Origin of the sequence: Brevibacterium aurantiacum (genome assembly GCF_900169065.1) — a bacterium.
Taxonomy (GTDB): domain Bacteria; phylum Actinomycetota; class Actinomycetes; order Actinomycetales; family Brevibacteriaceae; genus Brevibacterium; species Brevibacterium aurantiacum.
Map to the genome: position 1 here is coordinate 1 of NZ_FXZB01000016.1, position 23,843 is coordinate 23,843.

A 23,843-nucleotide genomic window follows, 5' to 3' on the forward strand; every position below is an offset into this window, starting at 1 on the left:
GTCAGCCATCGTGGGATGCCTTTCGTGAGGTTCTTGGCGGAACTACTAGCGGGATCCCACGATGGTTCTTCACATTTTTGGGGGTGAAGTCCCTGGTGGGAATGCCACCACTCTATGGGACTCACCCGCCACGAACCAAGCAGCGAAACTGTGACGGCAGCATCTCGCAGGCACGCCGCCTGGGCAGCATCGGACCTGTGCCGTGAGAGGAGCAGCGGCTCGAAAATGCCCATAACGATTGGATCGCGCGCGACGCGCGAAGTCATCAGCGTGTGACTCCGAAACTGAGCACCACCTGTGCCCAGATCAGGGACATCGCCACGCAGAAACGCAGCTCCCTCTCGCAGACATGGCTGCCGCAACGCACTGAGCAGGAACGACGTTCCGATTCGGGGGCATGGGCAAGCCGACTCAGCCTCCGCAGTCTCAACCTCGACTCAGCTTCAGCTCAGCTCCACGATAAGCAAGTCTCATTGTCATCACAGCGTGACAGATCCGTCATGACAGCCCTGTCATGACCACAATGAACACAACTCCACAACCCGCATCCGACCTTCGTAGTGTCACTGGCATAACCGAATACGGCAGACGTACTTGGCATGAACCCATGATTCGAAAGAAGGATGATCACCATGAAGAAGCTCGCACTTGCAGCTTCCATCGCTCTCGCCCTCTCCACCTTCGGAGCCGGACCGGCGACAGCGTCAGGACTCAGCACGCCACCTTCGGACTCCGCCCCGTCGGGCGACGACGGCTCGAAACAGGACTCGGTGATGAAGGAAGCAGACTTGGCGTTGAAGTACCGAGAGATGACACCCCTCGAGGTCACACAGGGCAAGGGCATCGAGTTCACGATCGACGGGCTCAAGAAGGGGGACGAAGTCATCACGAGCCTGGACAACCAGGTGTGGACTGTGGAGAAGGACGGACCGTATGACGGGTCAGCTGTCATGGATGAGAAGCCCGACGATACGAATGTCGAGTTCACGGTAACGGTCGAACGCGGTGATGAGCCGGACCGCGTGTTTGACGCCCGCGTCCACATCATCGAAGGCGATCGGGGCGACTACGATGACGGCACCCTCGTGATGGACCCGGAATCGACGACGCTCGACGAGTCGCTCTACCAAGAGGGGCTCAACCTGACGATGGTCAATTGCTCGAGCAAGGACGATGTCCTGTTCGAAGTGTTCAAGGAGAACGAGGACGGCAGGACGAAGGTCTGGGAGAAGAACCAGCTCGCGGGTGAGGACGAGTCTGCATCGGTGAGATACCTGCCAAGGGACGGCATGCCCGATACGGGCGAATATGAGGCCGTCGCCACGTGTGGTGATCTCGAGGACACGGCATCAGTGACGGTCAATCCGACCGAACCGCAGGAGTGAGGTCACTCCGGCTGAGGCAAGAACCAGAGAGGGTCCCGAGGCTCGGCGCTATGCCGTGCTTCGGGACCCTCTTGTGGACCAGCCGGTGAGGTCAGCCCTTGACCAGAGTGCGCACGGCCGAGGAGAAGAACCCCTGACCGTCGATGCCGCCACCGTCTTCGGGACCGAAACCGGCCTCGACAGCATGCTCGGGGTGAGGCATGAGCCCGACAACGTTTCCGGCCTCATTCGTGATGCCGGCGATGTTGCGCAGAGAACCGTTGGGGTTGAGGCCCTGGTAGCGGAAAACCACACGACCGGTGCCCTCGAGCTCGTCGAGGACCTCGTCCGTGGCGACGAACCCGCCTTCACCGTTCTTCAGCGGAATCCGAATGATCTGACCCTGCGCGTAGTCACCGGTCCAAGCGGTATTCGTGTTCTCCACGACCAGCTCCTGGTCACGGCAGATGAAATGCTGGTGGTCGTTGCGGATGAGGGCACCAGGCAGCAGGTGCGACTCGCACAGGATCTGGAATCCGTTGCAGATGCCCAGAACCGGCATTCCGGCGTTCGCGGCCGAGACCACGGCCTCCATGATCGGAGCGAAGCCCGCGATCGCACCGCAGCGCAGGTAGTCCCCGTAGGAGAACCCACCAGGCAGAATGACACCATCGACACCGGCAAGCGTGGAATCGGCATGCCAGAGATTGACCGGCTTCGCACCCGCAAGACGAACGGCACGTGCGGCATCACGATCATCAAGCGTCCCGGGGAACGTCACAACACCGATCGAGACTCCGGACTCAGCACCCGCCTCGGCGACGGTGGGGTCGGTGGCGACTGCAGTCATCAGGCTTCCTCGACGGCGCGAACGGCCACGACGTTCTCGATGACCGGGTTCGACAGGAGCTTCTCTGCAGCCTCTCGAGCCTGTGCGAGAACCTCCTCGGTGACCTCACCCTCGACTTCGAGTTCGAAGCGCTTTCCCTGTCGTACCTCACCGAAACCGGTGAAGCCGAGTCGGGACATTCCACCGGAGATCGCCTTACCCTGAGGGTCAAGAATCTCGGGTTTGGGCATCACCTCAACGACGACACGTGCCATGCGTGTTCTGCTCCTTCAAGAAAGTGTTCGGGAGTTCCTCCCGCGCTCGCTCAAAGTCTATCAAGCACGGAGGGAACTCCCGCCTTCGGTCCGAGCTGCGGACGCCACGAACCGGATGCCACGAATCGCGGACCCCACAGTCAGCCTCAGGAGTCGAAGCCCATGCCCACTGCGTCGAGGGCCTTGAGCAGCGGACCGCGCCGACCCTCGTTGCCGTCGGCCTTGATGAGGGCACTCGTCGTCATCTGGATGCCCAACCAGGCCACCGGCTCAGGTGGGAAGGGCAGAGGGAGCTTGCGCACCATCTCCAACTGGGTCAGCTCGGTGTCCTGCCCAGACAGCAGGTCGAGCATGACGGTGCCCGCGAAGCGCGAGGCGCCCACGCCGAGTCCGGTGAAACCGGCGGCCATGGCGACCTTCTTGCCGTAGGCCGTGGTGAAGAAGGAGAAGAACCGCGAACAGGTGTCGATGGGCCCACCCCATTTGTGGGTGAACTTCACTGACTGAAGCTGGGGGAACGTCTCGTAGAAGTGCGCGGCCAAGGTCTCGAAGGTCTCAGCCCGCTGATCGTACTTCCACGACACCTGCCGCCCGTAGTGGTAGACAGCGTCCCACCCGCCGAAGAGAATCCGGTTGTCTGCCGACAGTCGGTAGTAGTGGAATCGGTTCGCACAGTCACCGATGCCCTGCCTGCCGTCCCAGCCGATCGATGTCAGCTGCTCATCGCTCAGCGGCTCGGTCATCAGGGCGTAGTCGTAGACCGGGACCGTGTGCAGGCTGACGCGTTTGAGCAGCGAGGGGAAGACGTTCGTCGCCAGGGCCACCCGCTTGGCGGTGATGATGCTGCACGGAGCGCTTGCACAGTCCTCCAGCGCCTGGGACGTCACCAGGGTTGTGATCTGCACGTTCGTCTTCCGGTCACTGACATCGGTGACCTTCGTGCCTTCGAAGACCTCGACGCCGAGTTCCCGGATGACCCGCAGCAGCTCCCAGCACAGTTTGGCCGGGTTGACCATCGCAACCTCGCGAGAGTCCCAGAGTGCACCCTTGTACGTCGGCGACTTCACGATCTGCGCCAATTCCTGCTGATCGTAGAAGATGAAGCCGGCCTCGGGATCATGAGCCTCTCGCAGCTCGGGAACCTGGTAGTCCTCGGTGGCGACGTCGAGCTCACCGGTGCGTTCGAACTCGACGTCCATGCCGTACCGGGTCACAGCCGCTTCGATCTCGTTGAGGTTGTCCAACCCCAGCTGCGCCAGACGCTCGTTCTCAGCGGGAAGATGGGACTCACCGTTGTCATAACCGTGGGTGAGGCTGGCGGCGCAGAACCCTCCATTGCGCCCCGAGGCGGCCCACCCGATCGAATTCGCCTCCACCAGGACGACGTGGCGCCCGGGATCGCGTTCCTTCGCCTGCAGCGCCGTCCACAGACCGGTGAAACCACCTCCGACGATGACGAGGTCGGCCTCGAGGTCACGAGTCAGCGGCGGGAGGGGCTCGGGACGCTGATCGGAATCGAGCCAGAACGGCACGGTGGATGCGTCGGCCAATGCGGCGGTGACGTCCATGTCATTTCTCCTTCTGCCCGGCGGCGTTCATCAGGCCAGGCGACAATCTTCGCAGTGTGAGCGTGTCACAGAATTCGGGTGATGGTGAAGTGAGACGAACCGAACCGGAGTGCGGAACCGGGCCCCACCTCGGCGAGGGCGCCGGGGATCAGCCGGCCATCGTCTTGATGATCTCTGTCGAACTTCCACCTGCCTTGCGCAGCACGAAGCCGACGAAGGCCAAGGCCAAGAGGGTGAGGAAGAACATCAGCGTCGAGATCGCCGCCACCTCGGGCCGTAGGGCCACCTTCACCGCGGAGAAGATGTAGACCGGCCACGGGGTGTAGCCGGGCTGCTGCACGAAGCTGGAGAGGATCGTGTTGTCGAGGCTGACGGTGAACGACATCAGCGCACCGGCGAGGATGCCGGGAGCCGCGATGGGCAAGGTGATGTCCTTGAACCGATTCCACGGGGTGGCCCCCAGGTCCGCGGCCGCATCCTCGAGCTGCGTGTCCATGCCCGCCAGACGAGCCCGGACGATGAACGTCACGATCGCCATGGAGAACATCGAGTGGGAGATGATGAGCCTGACCAGACCGTTGTTCAACGGTGTGATGCCCCAATCGACGCCGACGGTGACGAACCACGGCAGGAACGCGATGCCGTCGACGATCTCGGGCGTGACCAGCGTGAGTCCGAGGATCGCGGTCAGGCCCAGGGCCCACCACGCGCCCTTCGGGGCACGGGCCAAAGCCACACCGCCGAGGGTGCCGAAGATCGTCGACACGAGCGCCGCACCCACCGCGGCCTGGAGGCTGGTGACGACCGAGGAGATGATGACGTCGTTGTTGATCCCGGAGATGTAGGCGTCGAGGCCGAAGCCGCGGAAGTTCGCCAGCACCTTGCCGGTGTTGAACGAGTACGCGATGATCACCGCGATCGGGATGAACAGGTAGGCGAAGACCAGGATTCCCCACACGTGGAGACCGATGTCCGTCGGGGTGCGACGAGCGAACGTATTCTTCTTCGGCATCTCAGGCCCTCCCATCTTTCAGCGGCACACTGCCCAGCTTCGCAGCGATCGCCTGCCCCAACTTGAGCAGACCGAAGCCGACCCCGACGACCACCAGGGTGGCAAGAATGAGGATCACCGCCATCGCCGCGCCGACCGCCCAGTTCTGGGCCGTATTGAACTGGTTGGCGATGAGCTGACCGACCATCGACCCGCTCGCCCCACCGAGGACGGTGGCCGTGACGTAGTCACCATTGAGCGGGATGAACACGAGCAGACACCCGGAGACGACACCGGGCATCGCCATCGGCAGGGTCACGCGCAAAAACGTCGTGACCTTACCCGCGCCGAGGTCGTAGCTGGCTTCTCGCAGCTTCTGACCTGCGGAGTCGATGGCTACGAAGAGCGGCAGGATCATCAGCGGCAGATAGTTGTAGACGACACCGATCTGCACCGCCGTGCGTGTGTAGAGAATGTCGAGAGGCCCATCGAGCATCCCCAGGCCCTGCATCCAATTGGACAGGAAACCGTCGGGGGAGAGCATGATCTGCCACCCCAGGGTGCGGACCAGGAAGTTCGTCCAGAACGGCACCATGACCAAGGCCAGAGCCAGTGACCGCCTGGCCGGTGAGACCTTGATGGCCAGCCAGTAGGCGAACGGCAGAGCGATGATCAGGCACAGGATCGTGCCGACGATCGAGATCCGCAGGGTCGCGAAGAACGTGGACACGAAGCTGGCGGACATGGCATCGGGATACCGGCCGAAGGAGAGCTTGTCCGTGGCCACGGCCGTGAACTCGTCGGGTTTGTAGCCGAAGCTGTAGAAGATGACGAGAGCGACGGGAATGATGAAGAAGAAGAGCGCATACGCCCAGGTCGGGAACGACAGGGCCGAGGCGCCGAAGAACTTCGCCGACATTCCAGCCGGCTTGGTCGGTCGTTGAGTTTTTCGACTCGGCCGTTGCGTGGTCGAATCCTTCTCGTTGGGTGTGGCTGCCTGCGTGCTCATGCTCCGCTCCTTGCCTGCGCATCGGCGTAGATCTTCGTGCGGATTTGATCGGCCGGGGTCTGCTTGCTGGGTTCGAGTCGGTCGAGGACCTTCTGGGCGGGGAAGATGAGCTCCTGCTGATCGAGGTCCGCTTCCTTTGCCTGCTCGGCCAACCCTTTCGTACCGATGGGGTAGCCGATGTAGTCGAGCTGTTCGACCGCGGTCTCCGGCGAGATCATCTGGTTGATGAACGCGTGTGCGGAATCGGGGTGTGGGGCGCCGGTGGCAATGGCCCAGCAGTCCGTCCACAGGTTCGCAGACGGTGTCGGGAACACGAACTTCCAGTTCTCGGGATCAGACACCTCGCCCAGTCCCTGCCTGGCATCACCGTTGAACGCCTGCAGCAGTGAGAAGCTGCCCTGGATCATGCCCGTGGCCGCGTTGCCGATATAGGCCTTCGTGTTCGGTGCCAGCTGGTCGAGGATGATCGTGCGTGCCTTCTCGAGTTCCTTCTCGTCCTGGGTGTTGAGGCTGTAGCCCTGCGCAGCGAGTGCGATGGCTGAGACTTCCCACGGGTCCTCGAGCAGCGAGGTGGTTCCGGCCGCTTCCTTCTGCGCGACATCGATGAAGTCCTGCCAGCTGCTCATGTCCCGGGAGATCTTCTTCGTGTTGTAGACGAATCCGGTGGTGCCCCAGGCCTTGCAGATCGAGTACTTGTTGTCGGGATCGAAGTACTGGTTCGTGAAGTTCGGATCCATGTGCTCGAAGTTGGGGATCATGTCGAGGTTGATCTCCTGGAGCAGATCGTGTTTGAGCATCTGCGGAATATTCGATCCGGTCGGCACCACAACGTCATAGCCCGACGTTCCACGCGAGGTTGAGAGCTTCGCGGTGAGCTCCTCGTTCGAACCGAAGGAGTCGACCTGCACGAGGACATCGTGCTCGTTCTTGAACGCGTCGATGAGGTCCGGGTTGTCGTAGTCGCCCCAGGAGTACATGTTGAGCTTCGACTCGAGCTCGCCGTCGGTGGGAGGTGACTTCGCCATCGTCGTGTTCCGGCCACAAGCACTCAGCGCGCCCAGACCGACAACACCGAATCCGGCCAGGAGCGCTCGCCTGCTCAGCCTCGCCGAGGCGGCCCGGGGTGCCAGGAAGCGCACGTCGGGAATTCTGCCTGCCATCTCAGACACCGCCCTCGTAGTCGTAGACGGCCACGTCGTCGGCATTCCAACTCAGGTCCACCTCGGCGTCGGCGGCCAGCAGCTCATTGCCGGCCGCCGGCACCCGGGCCAGGAGCTCATCGTTGTCCCCGGCCACGAGCATGTACTGGATGACGTCGCCGAGGAAGGACACCGACAGGATGCGACCGCGAGCAGAGTTCGCGACCAAGTCCCCGGTCCCGGCGGGAGCCACGCGCATGCGTTCGGGTCGGATGGCGGCACGCACCTTGTCCCCGACGCTCAACGTCGAAGCAGTCCCCGTCGCCGAGGCGGGGCGGATGTCGAGGGTGGGTGTTTCCATGACAGCGTTCGCCGTTCTCAACGTCGCGGTGGAGCCGTGGATCTCGGTCACCTCGGCGGGGACGAAGTTCTGCTTGCCGATGAACCCGGCCACGAAGCCGTTGGCCGGGTTGGCGTAGATGTCCTCACCGGTCCCGATCTGCTGGATCACGCCGTTGTACATGACCACGATGCGATCGCTCATCGCCAGCGCCTCGTCCTGGTCGTGGGTGACGAAGACGAAGGTCGTGTCCAGGCGGGTGTGGAGGCGTTTGAGTTCGAGCTGCATCTCCTCACGCAGCTTCCGGTCCAGAGCCGACATCGGTTCGTCGAGGAGGAGAACCTGGGGACGGTTGACCAGAGCACGGGCCAGGGCGATGCGCTGCTGCTGACCGCCGGAGAGCTGTTCGGGTTTGCGCCCGGCGAAGTCCTCCATCTGCACCAGGGCCAAAACCTCACGGACCCTGTCGGCGATCTCCGACTTCGGGGTCTTGGACTGTTTGAGACCGTAGGCGATGTTGTCGGCGATGTTCATGTGCGGGAACAGCAGGTAGGACTGGAACACCGTGTTCACGGGGCGCTTGTGCGGTGGGAGGCTGACGATGTCCTTGCCCGAGAGCAGGATCGCCCCATCGGTGGGAGCCTCGAAACCGGCGATCATGCGCAGCAGGGTCGTCTTGCCGCAGCCCGAGGGGCCCAGCAGGGAGAGGAACTCGCCCTTGCGCACCGACAGGTCGAGCCGTTCGATCGCGGTGTTGTCACCGAAGACCTTCTTCACCCCCTGAACTTCCAAGTGCTGAAGCTGTGTGGGCGCCGTTGCATCGGGAGTGGCTGTCGTGGTCATGATTGCCTTTCAGCGGTGGTGGCGTCGTGGACGATGCGGCCGCCTGCGATCGTCATTTCGTTGTGCACCTCGGCCAGTCTCTGCGGCTCGAGGTCGAAGGGGTCGGCGCTGGCCAATGCGAGGTTCGCGATCTGGCCGGTGCGAATTCTGCCGTTGACCTCCGAACGCAGCAGGTGCGCGGACCCGGAGGTGTAGGCACGCAGCGCGGTGGTCAAATCGATGGCCTGCTCGGGAAGGAGCGGGGCCGGGTCGCCGGCATCGGGATGTGAGCGGTTCACGGCGACGTGGATCGCCTCCCAGGGGTTCGGTGTCGACACCGGCCAGTCCGAGCCCATGGCCAGGTGGGTGCCGGCATCGGCGAAGGACCTGAACGGGTAGAGCCAGGTGCTGCGTTCGGCCCCGAGGTAGGGAAGATTGAGGTCAAGCAGCTGCTGGTCGTGGCATGCCCACAGAGCCTGCAGGTTCGCGGTGATCCCGAGCTGGGCGAAGCGGGGAATGTCGACGGGGTCGACGACCTGGACATGGGCGATGTGGTGACGGCGATCGCTGGTCCCAGGCTCGGCGCTGTCCGGGCTGGTCCCGATGGCGGCGAATGCGTCGAGGGCCGCCTTATTGGCCGCGTCTCCGATCGCGTGGCAGTGGATGTCGAAGCCGGCCGCGTCGAGGGCGGCGAAGGATGCGTGCAGGTGCTCGCGGGTGAAGTAGCTGGTGCCGAAGCCACCGCAGGGGCAGGCGTACTCGCTGCTCATGGCGGCCGTGCGAGATTCGACGATGCCGTCGAGCATGAACTTCACCGAGGTGGTGCGGAACTGTCCCTGTTCTCGCCGATTCCTGACCAGGGCTGCGACCTGGGCGTCGATGTCCTCGACGTCACGAGGCCACCACAGACTCCCGACCACCTCGGCGGTCAGTTCGCCTGTGTCCTCTGCTTCGAGGTAGGCGTCGAGGGGGGAGCGGTGCCCGGAGTAGTCGCCGACGATGGCGTCCATCCACGCGGTGACGCCGAAGGCATGGAGGGAGGACTGCCCGGCGAGGAGCCCGGCGCGGATCTCAGCATCGCTGGCGTCGGGGACGTGGACCGAGACGAGGTCCATGGCAGATTCGTGCAGGCACCCGGTCGGGGTCCCGGATTCGTCCTTCTCGATGACGCCGCCGGGCGGAGTGGGAGTGGAGGCGTCGAGTCCGGCGAGGTCCATGGCCTTCGAGTTCACCCAGGCCGAATGGTGGTCGGCGCTGAGGAGGATGATGGGGCGCTCGGGACTCAGCTCGTCAAGGATCGCAGCACTCGGTGCCCCGCCGGGGAAGTCGGACATCGACCATCCGCCGCCGGTGACCCAGGAGCCGGGCGCGGCAGACTCGGCCGTCGCGGCCAAGTAGCTGCGGATGACGTCGAGTGAGGCCTGCAGACCCTGGGCTTCGCTGAGGTCACAGGCCAGGGACTCCTGCCCGCCGAAGGTCGTGTGCACGTGGGCGTCGACGAACCCGGGGGTGATGAGCTTGCCCGTGGCCGTGATCGTGTGGTCGGCCGGGTCCGCAGCGGTTCCGGTGCTGATCTCGGTGATGATTCCGTCGCGGATGCTGATGCGGTCCGCAGGCAGGACGGAGTCCCCGTCGAAGATGCTGACGTCGAGAACGTCGAGGTTCATGATCCCTCCCGACTTCCTTGTCGAAGGTGAGGCGGGCGCGCCGTACGCGCTCGCCAGGCTGTCATTGTATGTGCACCGGGATGCCGGGCCACAGGGGCACGGACCCGCTGTTACCGGTTCGTGCCCGAAGCACTGCTCAGGACGTGAAGATCGTGTCCTGCCATTCGTGGTGCGGGTCCTCGTGCTGGTCGATGAACACGTGCTTGACCTGCGTGTACTCATCGAACGAGTACTGGCTCATGTCCTTGCCGAACCCGGAGGCCTTGTACCCGCCGTGGGGCATATCGGAGACGATCGGAATGTGCTCGTTGATCCACACGCATCCGGCTTCGATGTCGGCCGCGGCACGCATCGTCCGGTTTGTGGTCGTCGTCCATGCGCTCGCCGCCAAGCCGTAGGGGGTGTCGTTGGCCAGTTCGATGGCCTCATCGTCGGTGTCGAAGGCGAGAGCGACGAGGACGGGACCGAAGATCTCCTCACGCCACACCTCGGCGTCGGTGTCGATTCCGCTGATGAGCGTGGGCGCGTAGTAGGCCGTTGACTCGGTGTTACCGGGCAGGGCCTCGCCGAGGTGGTTCGTCGTCGGGATCGTTCCGCCGCAGTGGATCCGGGCCCCGGATTCGCGGGCACGGTCGACGACCTCGGCGACCCGTGAGCGGTGGGTCAGGGAGATGAGGGAGCCCATGTCGGTGGCGGGGTCAGTCGGGTTGCCCACGCGCACGCCGTCCATGAGTTCGGTGACGCGGTCGGTGAACGCGGTGAAGTGCTCGCGGGCGACGATGGCGCGGGTGGCCGCGGTGCAGTCCTGTCCGGAGTTGATGAGCGACCCGGCCACGGCACCGCGTGCGGCGGCTTCGATGTCGGCGTCGTCGAAGACCACAAACGGGGCCTTGCCGCCGAGCTCAAGGTGGACGCGGGATCCTTTGGCCGCTGCGAGTTCCATGATGCGCCGACCGACCTTCGTCGACCCGGTGAACGAGGACATGACGACGTCGGGGTGGGTGACGAGCGCTTCCCCGGCTTCGAGCCCGTCACCGGCGATGACGTTGATGACACCGGGGGCGAATCCCGCGGCGGTGGCGGCCTCGGCGAGGATGAGTGAGGTTCCGGGAGTCATCTCCGAGGTCTTGAGCACGATCGTGTTGCCGGCAGCGACGGCGGGGAAGATCTTCCACGCGGCCATCTGCAGCGGGTAGTTCCACGGGGCGATCGAACCGACGACGCCGAGGGGTTCGCGCCGGGTCATCGACGTCGACTTCTCCCAATAAGTGCCGGCGGCCAGACCGGTGAGCTGACGGGCGGCCCCGGCGAAGAACTTCGCATTGTCGATCGAGCCAGGCACATCGAACTCCTTGGCCAGACGGATGGACTTGCCCGTCTGCATGGACTCGAGTTCGGCGAGTTCGTCCGCGCGAGCCTCGAGCTGGGTGGCGAGACCGAGCATCAGCTCCGCACGTTCGCCTGGAGTCAGAGCCTTGAACGCAGGATAGGCGGCCTTCGCCGAGGCGACGGCTTCGTTGACGTCGGCAGCGTTCGCGAGCGTGTATTCCCCGGTGGTCTCACCGGTGGCGGGGTTGACGAGGGTGAAGGGTCTGCCGCTGCCTTCGTGATAGCTGCCATTCCAATAATGCATATCGTCACTTCCAACCGTGTTGCACGTCTGCGTATGTGTGGGCCTGTGTGAGGCCGTGTCTGTCTGTGCGGACCCTTGTAGGGCCGTGTGGCCCTGGTCACACAGAGTAGCGGAACCGGTGGGGTGAATCCACCGATTCCGTTGTATGAGACGGATTCGAGTTGAAAACAATGACCAGTCAGCATATTTCCCTGCTGAATCAGTGGTCACGTCTGCGATATTCGCGCGATGTCGTTGACTGGGGTCGGGGGCAGGGTTGGGGTCAGACCGGCCTACGAAACAACGCCGCACCGCCGAAACCACTGCGTGGGCAGCGGTGTATCGGCGGTGCGGCGTTGTGTCGGTATGAGCGTTGTTGTGGCTGTGCCAGTTGGCTGAGCTCAGCCTCAGGCGGGGAACTTCTGGCCGGTGAGCTTCTCGAAGGCCTCGATGTAGCGGGCACGGGTCTTCTCGACCACTTCGGCGGGCAGCGCCGGCGGGGGAATGTCCGAGGACTTGTCCCAGCCGGACTCACCTGTCAGCCAGTCGCGGACGAACTGCTTGTCGAAGCTCGCCTGAGGCTGGCCCGATTCGTAGCTCGAAGCATCCCAGAAACGTGAGGAGTCAGGAGTGAGCACCTCGTCGCCGAGGACGATCGTGCCGTCGGACAGCGTGCCGAACTCGAACTTCGTATCGGCCAGGATGATGCCGCGCTTGCGTGCGATCTCTTCTGCCCGCTGGTAGATCTCGATGGTGAGATCGCGGATCGTTCCAGCCTGGTCCGCGCCGATTGTCTCAGCGACCTGATCAAAGCTGACGTTCTCGTCATGGTCGCCGAGTTCCGCCTTGGTCGCCGGAGTGAAGATCGCGGGCTCCAGACGGTCGGCCTCGATGAGACCTGCCGGCAGCTGGATTCCGCACACGGACCCGGTGGCCTTGTAGTCGGCCATGCCGGAGCCGGTGAGGTAGCCACGGGCCACGCATTCGATGGGCAGCATCGACAGATTCTTCACGATGAGGCCGCGGCCGGCTACGGCCTGGGGGACATCGGAGCTGATGACGTGGTTGCCGATGACATCGGAGAGCTGGTCGAACCACCACAGGCTCAAGCCGGTGAGCACCCTGCCCTTGTCGGGGATCTCTGAGTCGAGGACCCAGTCATAGGCGGAGATGCGATCCGAGGCGACCATGAGCAGCTGCTCGGCAGAGGCGGCATCGGCGGCCGTATCGGGGATGTAGAGGTCGCGGACCTTGCCCGAGTAGACATGCGTCCAGCCCGGAAGCTCGGGTGCCTGGGAGCCGAGTCCGGTCGCTGCCGGCGTTACCTCCGGGCCGATCGACGGAGCGACGGCAGCCACCGTCGCTGCAGCAACTGCCGCCGCTTCTCCGGGGGCTGCTTCTGCGGGGGCCGGGTAGATGTCGGCCACGGCGATCTGCCCGCGGGCGGCCACCTCGGCGATGTCGGTGCGGTGCTGTTCGCCGTCCCATTTGACCTCGTCCACGGCGGCATAGGCCTTAGCCCGTGCCTCGTCGAGGCCGTTGCCGAGCGAGACGACGGAGAGCACGCGGCCACCTGCGGTGACGATGTCTCCGGTCTCGGCGACGTCTTCGGAGATGACAGTGTCCTCGGGAGCGAACCCGGCGCCGGTATCGGTGGCGCGGGCGGTCCCGGCATGGAGGATGTGCACGTCGTCGAGGTCGTCGGCCGTGTTGAGGCCGCGGATGATGTCGCCCGTGCGGGGTGTGCTCGGGTAGTTCTCGGCGGCCATGACCACGGTCACCGAGGTGCGCGGATCCCAGTCGAGGTCACCGACCTCGTCGAGGCGCCCCTCGGCGGCGGCGAGCATGGTCTGTCCCAGCGGGCTGCGCAGGCGGGCGAGCACGGACTGGGTCTCGGGGTCGCCGAAGCGGACGTTGAACTCCACGACTCGCATTCCCTTCGAGGTCAGGGCGAGTCCGCAGTAGAGGAGACCGACGAACGGGGTGCCGCGGCGGGTCATCTCATCGACGACAGGCTGGGCGACGGTGGTGACGATGTCGTCGACGGTGCCGGCTGGGATCCACAGCAGCGGTGAGTAGGCGCCCATGCCGCCGGTGTTGGGTCCGGTGTCACCGTCGCCGATGCGTTTGAAGTCCTGGGCCGGAGCCAGCGGCAGTGTGTGCTGGCCGTCGCAGAGGACGAAGAGGGAGACCTCGGGGCCGTCGAGGTAGTCCTCGATGACGACCCGGTCGGAGACCTCGAGGCAGGAGCTGGCGTGGGTCAGAGCCTCGGCGCGATCCGAGGTCACGACGACGCCCTTGCCCGCGGCCAGACCATCGGCCTTGACCACGTAGGGGGCGCCGAAATCGTCGAGGGCAGCGGCCGCCTCGTCAGGGGTGTAGGCGACCACGGCACGTGCTGTGGGCACGTTCGCGGACTCCATGATCTCCTTCGCAAACGCCTTCGATCCTTCGAGGACCGCGGCCTCGGAGCTGGGCCCGAAGACCGGGAACGAGGACTCACGCAGGGCGTCGGCGACCCCGGCGACCAGTGGTGCCTCGGGGCCGATGACGACGAGGTCGACGTCTAGCGTCTCCGCCAGAGCGGTGACTGCCGCAGCGTCGTTCATATCGACGGCTTCGGTGTGCGCGATCGCAGCGATTCCCGGGTTGCCGGGTGCGGCGATGACGGCGTCGACCTGAGGGTCGCGACTGAGAGCAAGGACGAGGGCGTGTTCGCGGGAGCCCGAACCGATGACAAGAACCTTCACCCCACCAGACTATAAGGTCGTAGGCTTGAGTGCGTGACTCGTTCCACTTTCGTTTCCGCCGACGCCGCCGAGTTGGCCTTCGTCGAGCGCAGCGGGTTCGTCGAATCCCGCCACATCGGTTCCGCCGTCGTCCTCGACCCGGATGGATCACCCCTGATCAGCCTGGGCGCACCGGAGGCTCCCGTGTTCACCCGATCGAGCCTCAAGCCGCTGCAGGCGATTGCCGCGATGAGTCTCACAGAGCAGGTGACCGGCACCTGGGCGGCACTGGCGACCGCGTCCCACAAATGCGAAGCCGGCCACGCCGAGGCGGTTGCCGGGATGCTCGAATCCGCTGGCCTGAGCGTGGACGACCTCCGCTGTCCGTCTGCTCATCCCGCCGACGGTGCCTTCCGCCGCAGCCTGCAGGAAGCCGGCACCGGCGACCCGACATCGCGCCTGTATTTCAACTGCTCCGGCAAACATGCGGCGTTCCTCATGGCCGCCACCGCCCTCGGTGCCGAGACCGCGACCTACCTTGAACCTGCCCATCCGGTGCAGGCGAGGATCGCCGAGGTGGTCGAGGCCTTCGCCGGCGAAACTCCGGCCGCGCTCGGCACCGACGGCTGCGGGGCTCCCGTCTTCGCCCTCAGCCTCACCGGCCTGGCGCGGGGGATCGGCCGTGTTGTGCGGTTGGGCTGCACAGACGCTGACTCGGGGACCACCTCGGCGATGGAGTCCTTTGCCTCCTATAGGGCCGAGGCACGTACCCTCATGGAAGCCGTCTTCGCCGAGCCCTGGGCGATCGAGGGCCACGGCAGGCCGAATTCCACGGTCATCGACCGCCTCGGCATCTTCGCCAAGGGCGGGGCCGAAGGCGTGATCGTCATGTCCACGAAATCCGGGTACTCGGTGGCGCTGAAGTGCCTCGACGGGTCCTCCCGGGCTACGGGGCTCGTGGCTCTGACCCTGCTGCGCAAGGCCGGAGCGATTCCAGACATCAGCGACGATCTCCTCGGCGAGGTCATCGCAGAGATCACCGAGTCCGTCACCGGCGGAATCGATTCCGAGGGGCGGACGGCAGTTGTCGGGCAGATCAACGTGGGTGAAGATATAGCGAGGATCAGGTAAGAGGGAGAGTCACTGATGGCGATTCGCAGAAGAATAGACCCCGACGAGGGCCGCAACGCCCTCGAGATGTGGGTGGCCCATTCCGAGGCCGACGCGACAACGGCAGACCGGTCGACCCTGGCCACCGCGGTGCGTTTCACACTCGAGGAGCTCGCATCACGGGCGGAGGGCAACAGCGTCGAGGTCCGCGTCCCACCCTTCGGCGTCACCCAGTGCATTCCCGGCCCCCGCCACACCCGCGGGACACCGCCCAACGTCGTCGAAACCTCGGCGCAGGTGTGGTTGGAGATCGTGACCGGCAAGACAGAATTCTCCGCCGCACTGGCCGAAGGCGCCGTCGACGCCTCGGGCACCCGCGCGGACATCAGTGACTTCGTCCCGCTGTACACATCGGCAGAATTGGAAGGCCGGCGATGAACGCCCAGATCACCCAGACCACCTCATTCATCGGTGGACGCCACGTCCCCTCGCTGACCACCTACGCCAACGTCGACCCGGCTACGGGCGAACACCTCGGCGATGTCTCCCGAGGCGGAGCCGACGAAGTCGACCGGGCGGTCAAGGCCGCGGCCCGGGCACAGCAGGAATGGAAGCGCTCGAGCACCGAGCAGCGGTCGAAGCTGCTGGTCGCCACCGCCGAAGTGATCCGGGCCAACCGCGATGAGATGGCCAGCCTCGAATCCGAGGACACGGGCAAACCCCTGACCCAGGCCTACGCCGACGTCGACGTCTGCGCCCGCTACTTCGAGTTCTACGGTCACACCATCGAGTCCTACTACGGGCACTCGATCCCCATGTCCGAGGACATGCACGTCTACACCCGCCGCGAGCCCTACGGCGTGACCGGACACATCGTGGCCTGGAACTATCCGCTCCAGCTCATCGGCCGTGCCGCCGCGACCTCGCTGGCCACCGGCAACTGCGCCGTGGCCAAACCCGCCGACGAAACCCCACGCTCCACGGTCCGCCTGGCCGAACTCATCCACTCTGTGGGCTTCCCCGCCGGTGCGTTCAACGTGGTCACAGGCCTGGGCGCCGAGGCGGGGGCGGCGTTGGCCGCGCATCCGGGCATCGCCCACTTAGGCTTCGTCGGCTCGACCCAGACCGGTTCGCAGATCGCCCATGCCGCTGCCGATCGGGTCATCCCGACGGTGCTCGAGCTCGGTGGAAAGTCCGCGAACATCGTCTTCTCCGACGCCGATGTCGACGCTGCCATCCCGTCGTTGGTGCGCTCGATCATCCAGAACGCCGGTCAGACCTGCTCGGCCGGGTCCCGGCTCATCGTCGCTCAGGACATCCAGGCCGAGGTGATCGAGAAGATGGCGGCCGCCATGGAGAAGGTCACCATCGGGTACGGCTCCGACGATCCGATGCTCGGGCCCCTGATCTCGACGAAGCAGCAGGCCCGTGTCGAAGGGTTCCTCTCCGACATCGGCAGCGCCCAGATCGTCACGGGAGGCACCCGTCCCGAGGGGCTCGCCGCCGACCTCGCCGGGGGTGCTTTCATCACCCCGACGATTGTGGACAATGTGTCCCCGGGGTCGAAGATCGCACAGGAAGAGGTCTTCGGACCCGTCGTCGTGGCCATGACCTTCGGCGATGAGGCAGAGGCGATCTCCCTGGCCAACGGCACCGACTACGGTCTGGTCTCGGCGCTGTGGACGCAGAACATCTCGCGCGCCCACCGGGTCGCCGCCGAGGTGGAGGCCGGGCAGATCTTCGTCAACACCTATGGTGCCGGCGGGGGAGTCGAACTGCCCTTCGGCGGGTTCAAGAAGTCCGGCTACGGCCGTGAGAAGTCCATCGAAGCCTTCGACGAGTACACTCAGACGAAGACCGTCGTCGTGAAGCTGTGAGGTCCTGACACTGTGACGCGGTCTGGTCACGGTCCTCGATGACCCCTGCCGTCCTCGGGCTGGTGCTCTTCGCCTCGGTGGCCCATGCCCTGTGGAACATCGCCGCGAAGTCCGTCTCCGGCAAGGGCTACGCCTTCGTGCTGGCCTATCACGGACTCTCAGCGATCCTCCTAGCCCCGATCGCGATCTGGCTGCTCGCCTCAGGGACACATGAGTTCAGCCCGAGCCTGCTGGGAGCCGCCGCACTCAGCGCGATCTTCCACATCGCCTACTCGGTGTCCCTGCAGTCCGGCTATGACCATGCACCCCTGGGCGTCGTCTACCCCACAGCGCGTGGGGTAGGCCCGATCATCACGATCATCATCGCCGTGCTGTTCCTGGGGGAGCGGCCCAGCGCACCGGAGACCATCGGCGCCTTCGTCGTCATCGCCGGAATCGCAGTCGTGACCGTGCGCCCGAAGGGAGCCGGCGGAGGTCACGCAACAAGCAGCCACGGCGTGGGGCGTGGTCTGGCCTGGGGCGGGCTGATCGGAACTTTCATCGCCTCGTACACGCTCTGGGATGACTTCTCCGTCAACCACATCACCGATTCACCGCTGCTCTACTTCGCCGTCTCCGAAGCCTGCGTCGCCATCATCATGGCCCTGGGCATCGTGACGATCCCCGGCGGTCCGTCACGGCGCGCGGATTTCAGGTCGATCGTGTCCGGCCACAAACGAGCCTTGGTCACCGTCGCCATCCTCTCCCCGCTGGCGTACCTGCTCGTCCTCTTCGCCATGCAGCAGGCACCGGTGTCCCTCGTCGCCCCTGTGCGGGAGACCTCGATCATCGTCGGCACACTGCTGGCCTGGTGGTTCTTCGGGGAGAAGAACATCGCCATGAAGCTCACCGGTGCCGTGGTCGTCGTCGCCGGAATCGGCCTCATCGCCCTCGGCTGAGTTCTCCTCGTGGAGGGTCAGCGCTTTCTCCCACCCTTTCGGCGGAGCACGCGCACGACTCGGGTGGGGCAGGCCGAGTGTGAGAGGACTGCCTGCGAGGTTGAACCGAGAATGGTGGACGCGAAGCCGCCGCGGCCCCGGGAGCCGATGATCATGAGCTCGGCGGTGTAGGTGGCACTGATGAGCACCTCGGTGGCGGGGGCATCGAAGATCGACCAGCGGACCTCAACCTCGGGGAATTCCTCCGCCAGAGATTTCGCCGCCTCTTCACGCGAAGTCACGGCCTCGTCGTACATCTTCTCCAGGTGTGTTTCGCTGGGCATCCACTCCGGCGAGAGCACATGGGCGGCGGTGATGCCGATCAGGTGCAGGGGCAGACCGTAGATCCGAGCCTGCACTGCCGCCTCTCGCAGGACAGGGCCGTCGCTTTCGAAGGGGTCGATCGCGGCGACGATCTCACCGGTGAAGTCCGGGCGCCTGTCCCCGGACTCGGCGGCGGACGTCTGCGCGGAGGAGGAACGCACGGGCAGATCGATCGGCAGCGGCCTCTCCGGCAGCGGGTGCTCTGGCCACGTGCTGGGGATGACCACGGTGGGGCAGTGTGCGTGGGCGGGCATCGCCAAGGCCACGGACCCGAGCAGGCGACCGGCGAAACCGCCGCGACCGCGGGCGCCGATGACGGCGAGGTCGGCGTTCTTCGAGTTGTCGACCAGCGCACCTGAGGCATCCCCGGGGGAGACCACGGTCGAGACCGGCACCGAGGCATCGGTGACGGTTCTGGCGCTGTCGTCGACGAGCTGCTGCACCGATCGTTTGATCGCAACGTCGAAATCGGCCGGGTAGACGATGTCGGCCTGGCTCATGTTGACGCCGGGAACGGTGTAGGCCGCGACGAGGCGAATCTCGGAGGAGGTCAGCTGTGCATGCTTGATCGCCCACTGCAGCGCACATTGACTGTTGGCGGAGCCGTCAACTCCGACGATGATCGTATGAGACATGTCCACCCCTATGTGAGAAGTCCTACTGTGCCTGCCTCTACCTTATGGGATCGGTCGGATAACTGCCTGGGAATCGACGGAGGTGATCTCGACTAGACTGTCCGCGACGTGAAATGCGGGCGCCTCTGACCCGCCACTGACACCGATGCCCGAGGAGATCATGAAGGACCAGATCGACGTCGCCGTTCGTCGCAGCCCCAAGTATTCGGTATTCATGGGACTCGGTGCGATTCTCGGCGTTCTCGTCGCGGGTGCGCTCACCCTCTTCGTCGATCCCGAAGCGATCCCCACCGGCTACACCGTGGGCAAGGGAGCCGGGCTGCTGCTGCTCATCCTCGGCGTCGGCGGGCTGTTCCTCGGCGGACTGCTGGCACTGATCCTCGACTGGTCGGGCCGGCGGAAAGCACGCAAGTACCGCGTCGGTGCAGAGATCGACATGGTCGATGATCCGAAGGAGATCGCGCGCCGTCGCATCGCCGAAGCCAATGGTGAGGATCCCGATGCCGGCGCCGAGGCAGCACCGGAGGCCGGCGCTGAGACGTCACCCGATACCACCGCAGAGACGTCGCCCGATCCCGTCGCCGAGGCGGAGGGCAGTGTCGATGACGAGCCCCGGAACGGGTCGCCGAGTACCGGAGTCTGAACATCCTGTGAAGGTGGGCTCAGTCATGTGAGACAATCTTTCACGTGGCAAGAGGAGACGGGCAACTAACGCACGAAATTGACCCCCTGGACCGCGGACCTCAGGATGCTTGCGGAGTATTCGGAGTCTGGGCGCCAGGCGAGGAAATCGCCAAACTCACCTACTTCGGGCTCTACGCTCTGCAGCATCGTGGACAGGAGTCCGCGGGTATCGCTGCCAGCAACGGCAAGCAGATCCTGATCTACCGCGACATGGGCCTGGTCTCGCAGGTCTTCCATGAGCGGGATCTCGAACTTCTGCAGGGGCACATCGCGCTCGGGCATACGCGCTACTCGACGACGGGCTCACCCTCGTTCGAGAACGCACAGCCGACGCTGGGACCCACCCCGTTCGGGACTGTGGCATTGGCGCACAACGGCAACCTGACGAACTTCGATGAGCTCGAGGCGATGGCCGATGGTCGTCGTGATGACGCCGATCAGGTCGTCAAGGACGCGACGAAGAAGGTCAGCCGCACCCGGCCCTTCCGCGACTCCTCCAATGACACTTCGCTGGTCACCGAGCTCTTCGCCACGGAAGAGGGCGAGAACCTCACCGAGGCTGCGCTCAACCTTCTGCCCAAGGTCGAAGGTGCGTTCTCACTGGCCTTCATGGACGAGAACACGCTCTATGCGGCCCGCGATCGTCACGGTGTGCGGCCGCTGTCGCTGGGTCGGATGGAGAACGGCTGGGTCGTTGCCTCCGAGACCTCGGCCCTCGACATCGTCGGTGCTTCCTTCGTCCGTGATGTCGAACCCGGCGAACTCATCGCCATCGACGAGGACGGTCTGCGTTCCTTCCGCTTCGCCGAACAGGACCAGGCCCGCTGCGTCTTCGAATACGTGTATCTGGCTCGGCCCGACAGTGTGCTCAACGGCAAGACCGTGCATGCGGCCAGAACTCAGATGGGCCGTCAGCTCGCTGACGAATTCCCCGTCGACGCCGACCTCGTCATCGCCACCCCGGAATCGGGGACTCCGGCGGCCGTCGGCTATGCCGAACAGTCCGGCATCCCCTTCGGACAGGGGCTGATGAAGAACGCCTATGTCGGCCGCACCTTCATCCAACCCTCGGACACTCTGCGTCAGCGCGGCATCCGCCTCAAACTCAATCCTCTGCGTGAGAACATCGAGGGCAAACGCCTCGTCGTCGTCGATGACTCGATCGTGCGCGGCAACACCCAGCGTGCGCTCGTACGGATGCTGCGTGAGGCTGGTGCGAAGGAGATCCACGTGCGCATCTCCTCCCCGCCGGTCAAGTGGCCCTGCTTCTACGGCATCGACTTCGCGACCCGGGCCGAGCTCATCGCCAACGGTCTGAACATGGACGAGATCCGCGACAACCTCGGCGCCGATTCCCTGGGATACATCTCCCTCGACGGGATGGTCGAGGCCACCCAGCAGAAGCGCAGCCAGCTGTGCACCGCCTGCTTCTCGGGCGAATACCCGATACCTGTCAACAACACCCCCGCCGAAAAAGGATGTTGAGTTGAGCACCGATCCAGCTAAGTCCACCACCTATGCCGCCGCCGGCGTCGACGTCGAGGCCGGTGACCGCGCCGTCGAAATGATGAAGTCCGCGGTTGCGGCCACACACAACGCGAACGTCGTCGGCGAGGTGGGCGGTTTCGCCGGACTCTTCGACGTCTCCGTACTCAAGGACTACGAGCGCCCGCTGCTGGCCTCGTCGACCGACGGCGTGGGCACGAAGGTAGCCATCGCGCAGGCTCTCGACAAGCACGACACCATCGGATACGACCTGGTGGGAATGGTCGTCGATGACATCATCGTGTGCGGTGCCAAGCCGTTGTTCATGACCGACTACATCGCCTGCGGCAAGGTCGTGGCCGAGCGTATCGCCGATATCGTCCGGGGCATCGCCGAGGCGTGTGCCAGTGCCGATGTCGCCCTCGTCGGGGGAGAGACCGCAGAGCACCCGGGTCTGCTCGGCGTCGACGAATACGATGTCGCCGGTGCCGCCACCGGTGTCGTCGATGCGTCCAAGCTGCTGGGGCCGGAGAAGGTCTCGGCCGGTGACGTGCTCATCGGACTGCCGTCCTCGGGCATCCATTCCAACGGCTACTCCCTGGTCAGGCACATCATCGTCGAGGCGGGCTGGGGTCTTGATCGCAATGTCCCCGAATTCGGTCGCACCCTGGGTGAGGAACTCCTCGTTCCCACTCATGTCTACACCGGTGAGCTCAATGCCCTGTTCTCGGCTCTGCCCGATGCTGTGCATGCGGTCTCGCATGTCACCGGCGGGGGACTCTCGGCCAATGTGGCGCGCGTGCTGCCCAAGGGCCTCGTGGCGAAGATGTCGCGGTCCTCATGGGAGATCCCGCCTGTATTCTCGACCCTCGGTGATCTCGGCGGAGTCCCGCAGGATGACCGCGAGCGGACCTGGAACCTCGGCGTCGGAATGGTCCTCGTGACCTCTGCTGACTCCGTCGACAGTGTGCTCGCCGCCAGCCCGGGCTCGTGGGTCCTCGGCGACGTCAGCGTCGACGACGGTGCACTGGCCTCGGAACTCGACTACGTTCAGGGCGCCAAGGGCGTCGACGGCGGAGCCGCCATCCTCGGCTGAGGCTGGCGGACGAAAGCGTTCGGGCAAAGCAGAAGGCGGAGACCGAAGTCTCCGCCTTCTTGCTTGAGCGAATCCGATGCTCAGGTTCTCTGAGCGTCGATCACATCAGTGCTGATCGGTCAAGATTCGCGCTGTGTATAGTCGTCTTCTTCGTCGTCATCGTCGACGTTGTACTTGTCGGCGTAATCCGAATAGTCCGGCTCGTTGTCGTACGGATCTGACGAACCGGACGCCTGCGACTCGGAACCCAGTTCCTGCTGGAGTCTATTCAGGTCGGTGTCCGGGCTGTAATATTTCAGCTTCCGGGCAACCTTGATCTGCTTTGCCTTTGCGCGGCCGCGACCCACTGGCGTGACCCCCTCCGTCGTCATGTGGGGCGAAGCGCCCCGGACTAGATCTCTGCTATGCGCTTAAATCCTACCTGTTCGTACTGGGAAGTTCCATTTTGAAGCCCGACCTTGGATAGGCTGAAGGCATGTCCTACAGTCGCGATTATGTCGTCACTCTGCGAATCTTCGAACCCACCGTGGTTCATTCCGCATTGCAAGACGACCAGGTGGAAGACAACCGTACCCGGGTCGAGGAGCTGGTCTCCGCCGATGCCGATCAGCGCTTGATCTCACTGCCGCCGAGCCCTGTAGCCGAATCGTTTCGCAACACTCCGATCTTCCTTCCAGCGTCTCAGACCTCGGACGGAGTGGACCGCTACTGCCCCGCTCAAGAGGACATTCGCGGGTGGGAGGCACTCGAGTCGCTGAGCGAGCACACCTCGAAGGCGACGCTGGACATCATCGCTCCGAAGTCCGCACGCAGGAGGGCTGCCAGCCGTCGCGCCGAGTGGCTCCAGGATGCCAAGGACACTCGGGTCTTCACCCGAGTCTCGGCCTGGGACGTGCCGCCGTCATGGTGGCTGTTCTTCTCTCTGAGCGAAGACCAGATCATTACGAACGAAACTGATGCCGGGCTGAGAGTGCTCATTCGTACGGACATTCTGGCCGCCTCGGCGAGGATGGAATGGGCGGCGGAGACCGTGGCCGACAAGTCCAAGGTCGTGGACATGGTCGAACAGACCTCGATCTTGGCGCAGTGGGTCGACGGCTTCGATATGAACTCCGTGCTCGAACTCGATCTTGGTGGGATGAGCGATGTGCTCTGGCCCAATGAGGCACCGGAGCTCGTCGATTCGTGGGTGACCGCGCTGTCTAATGACGACCCCGAAACCGCGGTCGCCTCCTTCCAGAAGTACGCGGCGATGTGGGAGCAGCTCAATCTCTACGCCCGCAGCTCCTGAGCTGAGCCGTTCAACTCCT

Annotated in this window: 21 protein-coding genes; 9 read left to right on the plus strand and 12 right to left on the minus strand. The window is 64.6% G+C overall.

From position 1 onward, the window contains the following. Positions 1-632 precede the first annotated feature (632 nt). Positions 633-1,385: a hypothetical protein gene (locus tag BAUR9175_RS11830; RefSeq protein ID WP_127362772.1), complete on the plus strand. Its 753-nt coding sequence runs from the start codon at positions 633-635 to the stop codon at positions 1,383-1,385. Between the two features lie 91 nt (positions 1,386-1,476). On the opposite strand, the gene purQ is transcribed toward BAUR9175_RS11830, so the two are convergent. The 10 genes from purQ to purD all read right to left on the minus strand — a co-directional run bounded on the left by purQ (position 1,477) and on the right by purD (position 14,366). Beyond that, a complete protein-coding gene (purQ, locus tag BAUR9175_RS11835) occupies positions 1,477-2,214 on the minus strand; it encodes a phosphoribosylformylglycinamidine synthase subunit PurQ (protein ID WP_096158223.1) in 738 nt (245 codons plus the stop codon). Continuing rightward, entirely contained in the window at positions 2,214-2,468 is a 255-nt protein-coding gene (gene purS, locus BAUR9175_RS11840) for a phosphoribosylformylglycinamidine synthase subunit PurS (RefSeq protein ID WP_009881520.1), read from the minus strand. The genes purQ and purS overlap by 1 nt, the downstream gene beginning before the upstream one ends. 146 nt (positions 2,469-2,614) lie before the next feature. After that, positions 2,615-4,036 carry an NAD(P)/FAD-dependent oxidoreductase gene (locus BAUR9175_RS11845; RefSeq protein ID WP_096162278.1) on the minus strand — a complete coding sequence of 474 codons (1,422 nt, stop codon included), beginning with the start codon at positions 4,034-4,036 and terminating at the stop codon, positions 2,615-2,617. Between the two features lie 148 nt (positions 4,037-4,184). Then, positions 4,185-5,048 carry an ABC transporter permease gene (locus tag BAUR9175_RS11850; protein WP_096158225.1) on the minus strand — a complete coding sequence of 288 codons (864 nt, stop codon included), beginning with the start codon at positions 5,046-5,048 and terminating at the stop codon, positions 4,185-4,187. A gap of 1 nt (position 5,049) precedes the next feature. Further along, positions 5,050-6,036: an ABC transporter permease gene (locus BAUR9175_RS11855; protein ID WP_101583888.1), complete on the minus strand. Its 987-nt coding sequence runs from the start codon at positions 6,034-6,036 to the stop codon at positions 5,050-5,052. Next, positions 6,033-7,196 carry a polyamine ABC transporter substrate-binding protein gene (locus BAUR9175_RS11860; protein ID WP_226838418.1) on the minus strand — a complete coding sequence of 388 codons (1,164 nt, stop codon included), beginning with the start codon at positions 7,194-7,196 and terminating at the stop codon, positions 6,033-6,035. Before BAUR9175_RS11860 ends, BAUR9175_RS11855 begins: the two co-directional genes overlap by 4 nt. 1 nt (position 7,197) lies before the next feature. After that, the gene (locus tag BAUR9175_RS11865; protein ID WP_009881525.1) at positions 7,198-8,358 is read right to left on the minus strand and encodes an ABC transporter ATP-binding protein; all 1,161 of its coding nucleotides are present in this window, start codon (positions 8,356-8,358) and stop codon (positions 7,198-7,200) included. After that, positions 8,355-10,004, minus strand: a complete 1,650-nt coding sequence (locus tag BAUR9175_RS11870) for an amidohydrolase (RefSeq protein WP_096160388.1) — start codon at positions 10,002-10,004, stop codon at positions 8,355-8,357. The genes BAUR9175_RS11865 and BAUR9175_RS11870 overlap by 4 nt, the downstream gene beginning before the upstream one ends. 136 nt (positions 10,005-10,140) lie before the next feature. Then, positions 10,141-11,637, minus strand: a complete 1,497-nt coding sequence (locus BAUR9175_RS11875) for an aminobutyraldehyde dehydrogenase (RefSeq protein WP_096158227.1) — start codon at positions 11,635-11,637, stop codon at positions 10,141-10,143. 386 nt (positions 11,638-12,023) lie between these two features. Beyond that, complete coding sequence (purD, locus tag BAUR9175_RS11880) at positions 12,024-14,366, minus strand: phosphoribosylamine--glycine ligase (RefSeq protein WP_101583891.1); 2,343 nt, start codon at positions 14,364-14,366, stop codon at positions 12,024-12,026. 33 nt (positions 14,367-14,399) lie between these two features. On the opposite strand from purD, the gene BAUR9175_RS11885 reads away from it, so the two are divergent. From BAUR9175_RS11885 to BAUR9175_RS11900, 4 genes are read left to right on the plus strand one after another with little or no spacing between them, the layout of a single operon-like run. Then, a complete protein-coding gene (locus BAUR9175_RS11885) occupies positions 14,400-15,476 on the plus strand; it encodes an asparaginase (protein WP_096168574.1) in 1,077 nt (358 codons plus the stop codon). Positions 15,477-15,491: 15 nt separating this feature from the next. Continuing rightward, positions 15,492-15,893 carry a sterol carrier family protein gene (locus BAUR9175_RS11890; protein WP_009881530.1) on the plus strand — a complete coding sequence of 134 codons (402 nt, stop codon included), beginning with the start codon at positions 15,492-15,494 and terminating at the stop codon, positions 15,891-15,893. After that, positions 15,890-17,332: an aldehyde dehydrogenase family protein gene (locus tag BAUR9175_RS11895; protein WP_101583892.1), complete on the plus strand. Its 1,443-nt coding sequence runs from the start codon at positions 15,890-15,892 to the stop codon at positions 17,330-17,332. The genes BAUR9175_RS11890 and BAUR9175_RS11895 overlap by 4 nt, the downstream gene beginning before the upstream one ends. Positions 17,333-17,370: 38 nt before the next feature. Beyond that, the gene (locus BAUR9175_RS11900; RefSeq protein ID WP_101583894.1) at positions 17,371-18,270 is read left to right on the plus strand and encodes a DMT family transporter; all 900 of its coding nucleotides are present in this window, start codon (positions 17,371-17,373) and stop codon (positions 18,268-18,270) included. 17 nt (positions 18,271-18,287) lie between these two features. Here BAUR9175_RS11900 and BAUR9175_RS11905 read toward each other — a convergent pair whose 3' ends face one another. Beyond that, a complete protein-coding gene (locus BAUR9175_RS11905) occupies positions 18,288-19,268 on the minus strand; it encodes a universal stress protein (protein WP_096160382.1) in 981 nt (326 codons plus the stop codon). 160 nt (positions 19,269-19,428) lie between these two features. On the opposite strand from BAUR9175_RS11905, the gene BAUR9175_RS11910 reads away from it, so the two are divergent. The 3 genes from BAUR9175_RS11910 to purM are packed head-to-tail and all read left to right on the plus strand — an operon-like array spanning position 19,429 to position 22,533. After that, positions 19,429-19,911, plus strand: a complete 483-nt coding sequence (locus BAUR9175_RS11910) for a hypothetical protein (protein WP_226829594.1) — start codon at positions 19,429-19,431, stop codon at positions 19,909-19,911. A gap of 44 nt (positions 19,912-19,955) precedes the next feature. After that, positions 19,956-21,437 (plus strand): amidophosphoribosyltransferase, encoded by a 1,482-nt coding sequence (purF, locus tag BAUR9175_RS11915; protein WP_096168570.1) that lies wholly within the window; start codon positions 19,956-19,958, stop codon positions 21,435-21,437. A gap of 1 nt (position 21,438) precedes the next feature. Then, positions 21,439-22,533, plus strand: coding sequence for a phosphoribosylformylglycinamidine cyclo-ligase (gene purM, locus BAUR9175_RS11920; RefSeq protein WP_096168569.1), 1,095 nt, complete (start codon positions 21,439-21,441; stop codon positions 22,531-22,533). 119 nt (positions 22,534-22,652) lie between these two features. On the opposite strand, the gene BAUR9175_RS11925 is transcribed toward purM, so the two are convergent. Next, the gene (locus BAUR9175_RS11925) at positions 22,653-22,880 is read right to left on the minus strand and encodes a DUF3073 domain-containing protein (protein WP_009881540.1); all 228 of its coding nucleotides are present in this window, start codon (positions 22,878-22,880) and stop codon (positions 22,653-22,655) included. 128 nt (positions 22,881-23,008) lie between these two features. Between BAUR9175_RS11925 and BAUR9175_RS11930 the strand changes: the two genes are divergently transcribed. Further along, positions 23,009-23,824, plus strand: a complete 816-nt coding sequence (locus tag BAUR9175_RS11930) for a DUF8083 family protein (protein WP_096168568.1) — start codon at positions 23,009-23,011, stop codon at positions 23,822-23,824. Positions 23,825-23,843 lie beyond the last annotated feature (19 nt).

Bases quoted from the DNA above. Each gene is read 5' to 3' on its own strand.
- BAUR9175_RS11830 (WP_127362772.1), top strand. From the start codon at position 633: ATGAAGAAGCTCGCACTTGCAGCTTCCATCGCTCTCGCCCTCTCCACC.
- BAUR9175_RS11875 (WP_096158227.1), bottom strand. From the start codon at position 11,637: ATGCATTATTGGAATGGCAGCTATCACGAAGGCAGCGGCAGACCCTTC.
- BAUR9175_RS11900 (WP_101583894.1), top strand. From the start codon at position 17,371: ATGACCCCTGCCGTCCTCGGGCTGGTGCTCTTCGCCTCGGTGGCCCAT.
- BAUR9175_RS11845 (WP_096162278.1), bottom strand. From the start codon at position 4,036: ATGGACGTCACCGCCGCATTGGCCGACGCATCCACCGTGCCGTTCTGG.
- BAUR9175_RS11905 (WP_096160382.1), bottom strand. From the start codon at position 19,268: ATGTCTCATACGATCATCGTCGGAGTTGACGGCTCCGCCAACAGTCAA.
- BAUR9175_RS11855 (WP_101583888.1), bottom strand. From the start codon at position 6,036: ATGAGCACGCAGGCAGCCACACCCAACGAGAAGGATTCGACCACGCAA.
- BAUR9175_RS11895 (WP_101583892.1), top strand. From the start codon at position 15,890: ATGAACGCCCAGATCACCCAGACCACCTCATTCATCGGTGGACGCCAC.
- BAUR9175_RS11870 (WP_096160388.1), bottom strand. From the start codon at position 10,004: ATGAACCTCGACGTTCTCGACGTCAGCATCTTCGACGGGGACTCCGTC.
- BAUR9175_RS11910 (WP_226829594.1), top strand. From the start codon at position 19,429: ATGAAGGACCAGATCGACGTCGCCGTTCGTCGCAGCCCCAAGTATTCG.
- BAUR9175_RS11850 (WP_096158225.1), bottom strand. From the start codon at position 5,048: ATGCCGAAGAAGAATACGTTCGCTCGTCGCACCCCGACGGACATCGGT.
- BAUR9175_RS11930 (WP_096168568.1), top strand. From the start codon at position 23,009: ATGTCCTACAGTCGCGATTATGTCGTCACTCTGCGAATCTTCGAACCC.
- BAUR9175_RS11865 (WP_009881525.1), bottom strand. From the start codon at position 8,358: ATGACCACGACAGCCACTCCCGATGCAACGGCGCCCACACAGCTTCAG.
- BAUR9175_RS11860 (WP_226838418.1), bottom strand. From the start codon at position 7,196: ATGGCAGGCAGAATTCCCGACGTGCGCTTCCTGGCACCCCGGGCCGCC.
- purS (WP_009881520.1), bottom strand. From the start codon at position 2,468: ATGGCACGTGTCGTCGTTGAGGTGATGCCCAAACCCGAGATTCTTGAC.
- purQ (WP_096158223.1), bottom strand. From the start codon at position 2,214: ATGACTGCAGTCGCCACCGACCCCACCGTCGCCGAGGCGGGTGCTGAG.
- BAUR9175_RS11890 (WP_009881530.1), top strand. From the start codon at position 15,492: ATGGCGATTCGCAGAAGAATAGACCCCGACGAGGGCCGCAACGCCCTC.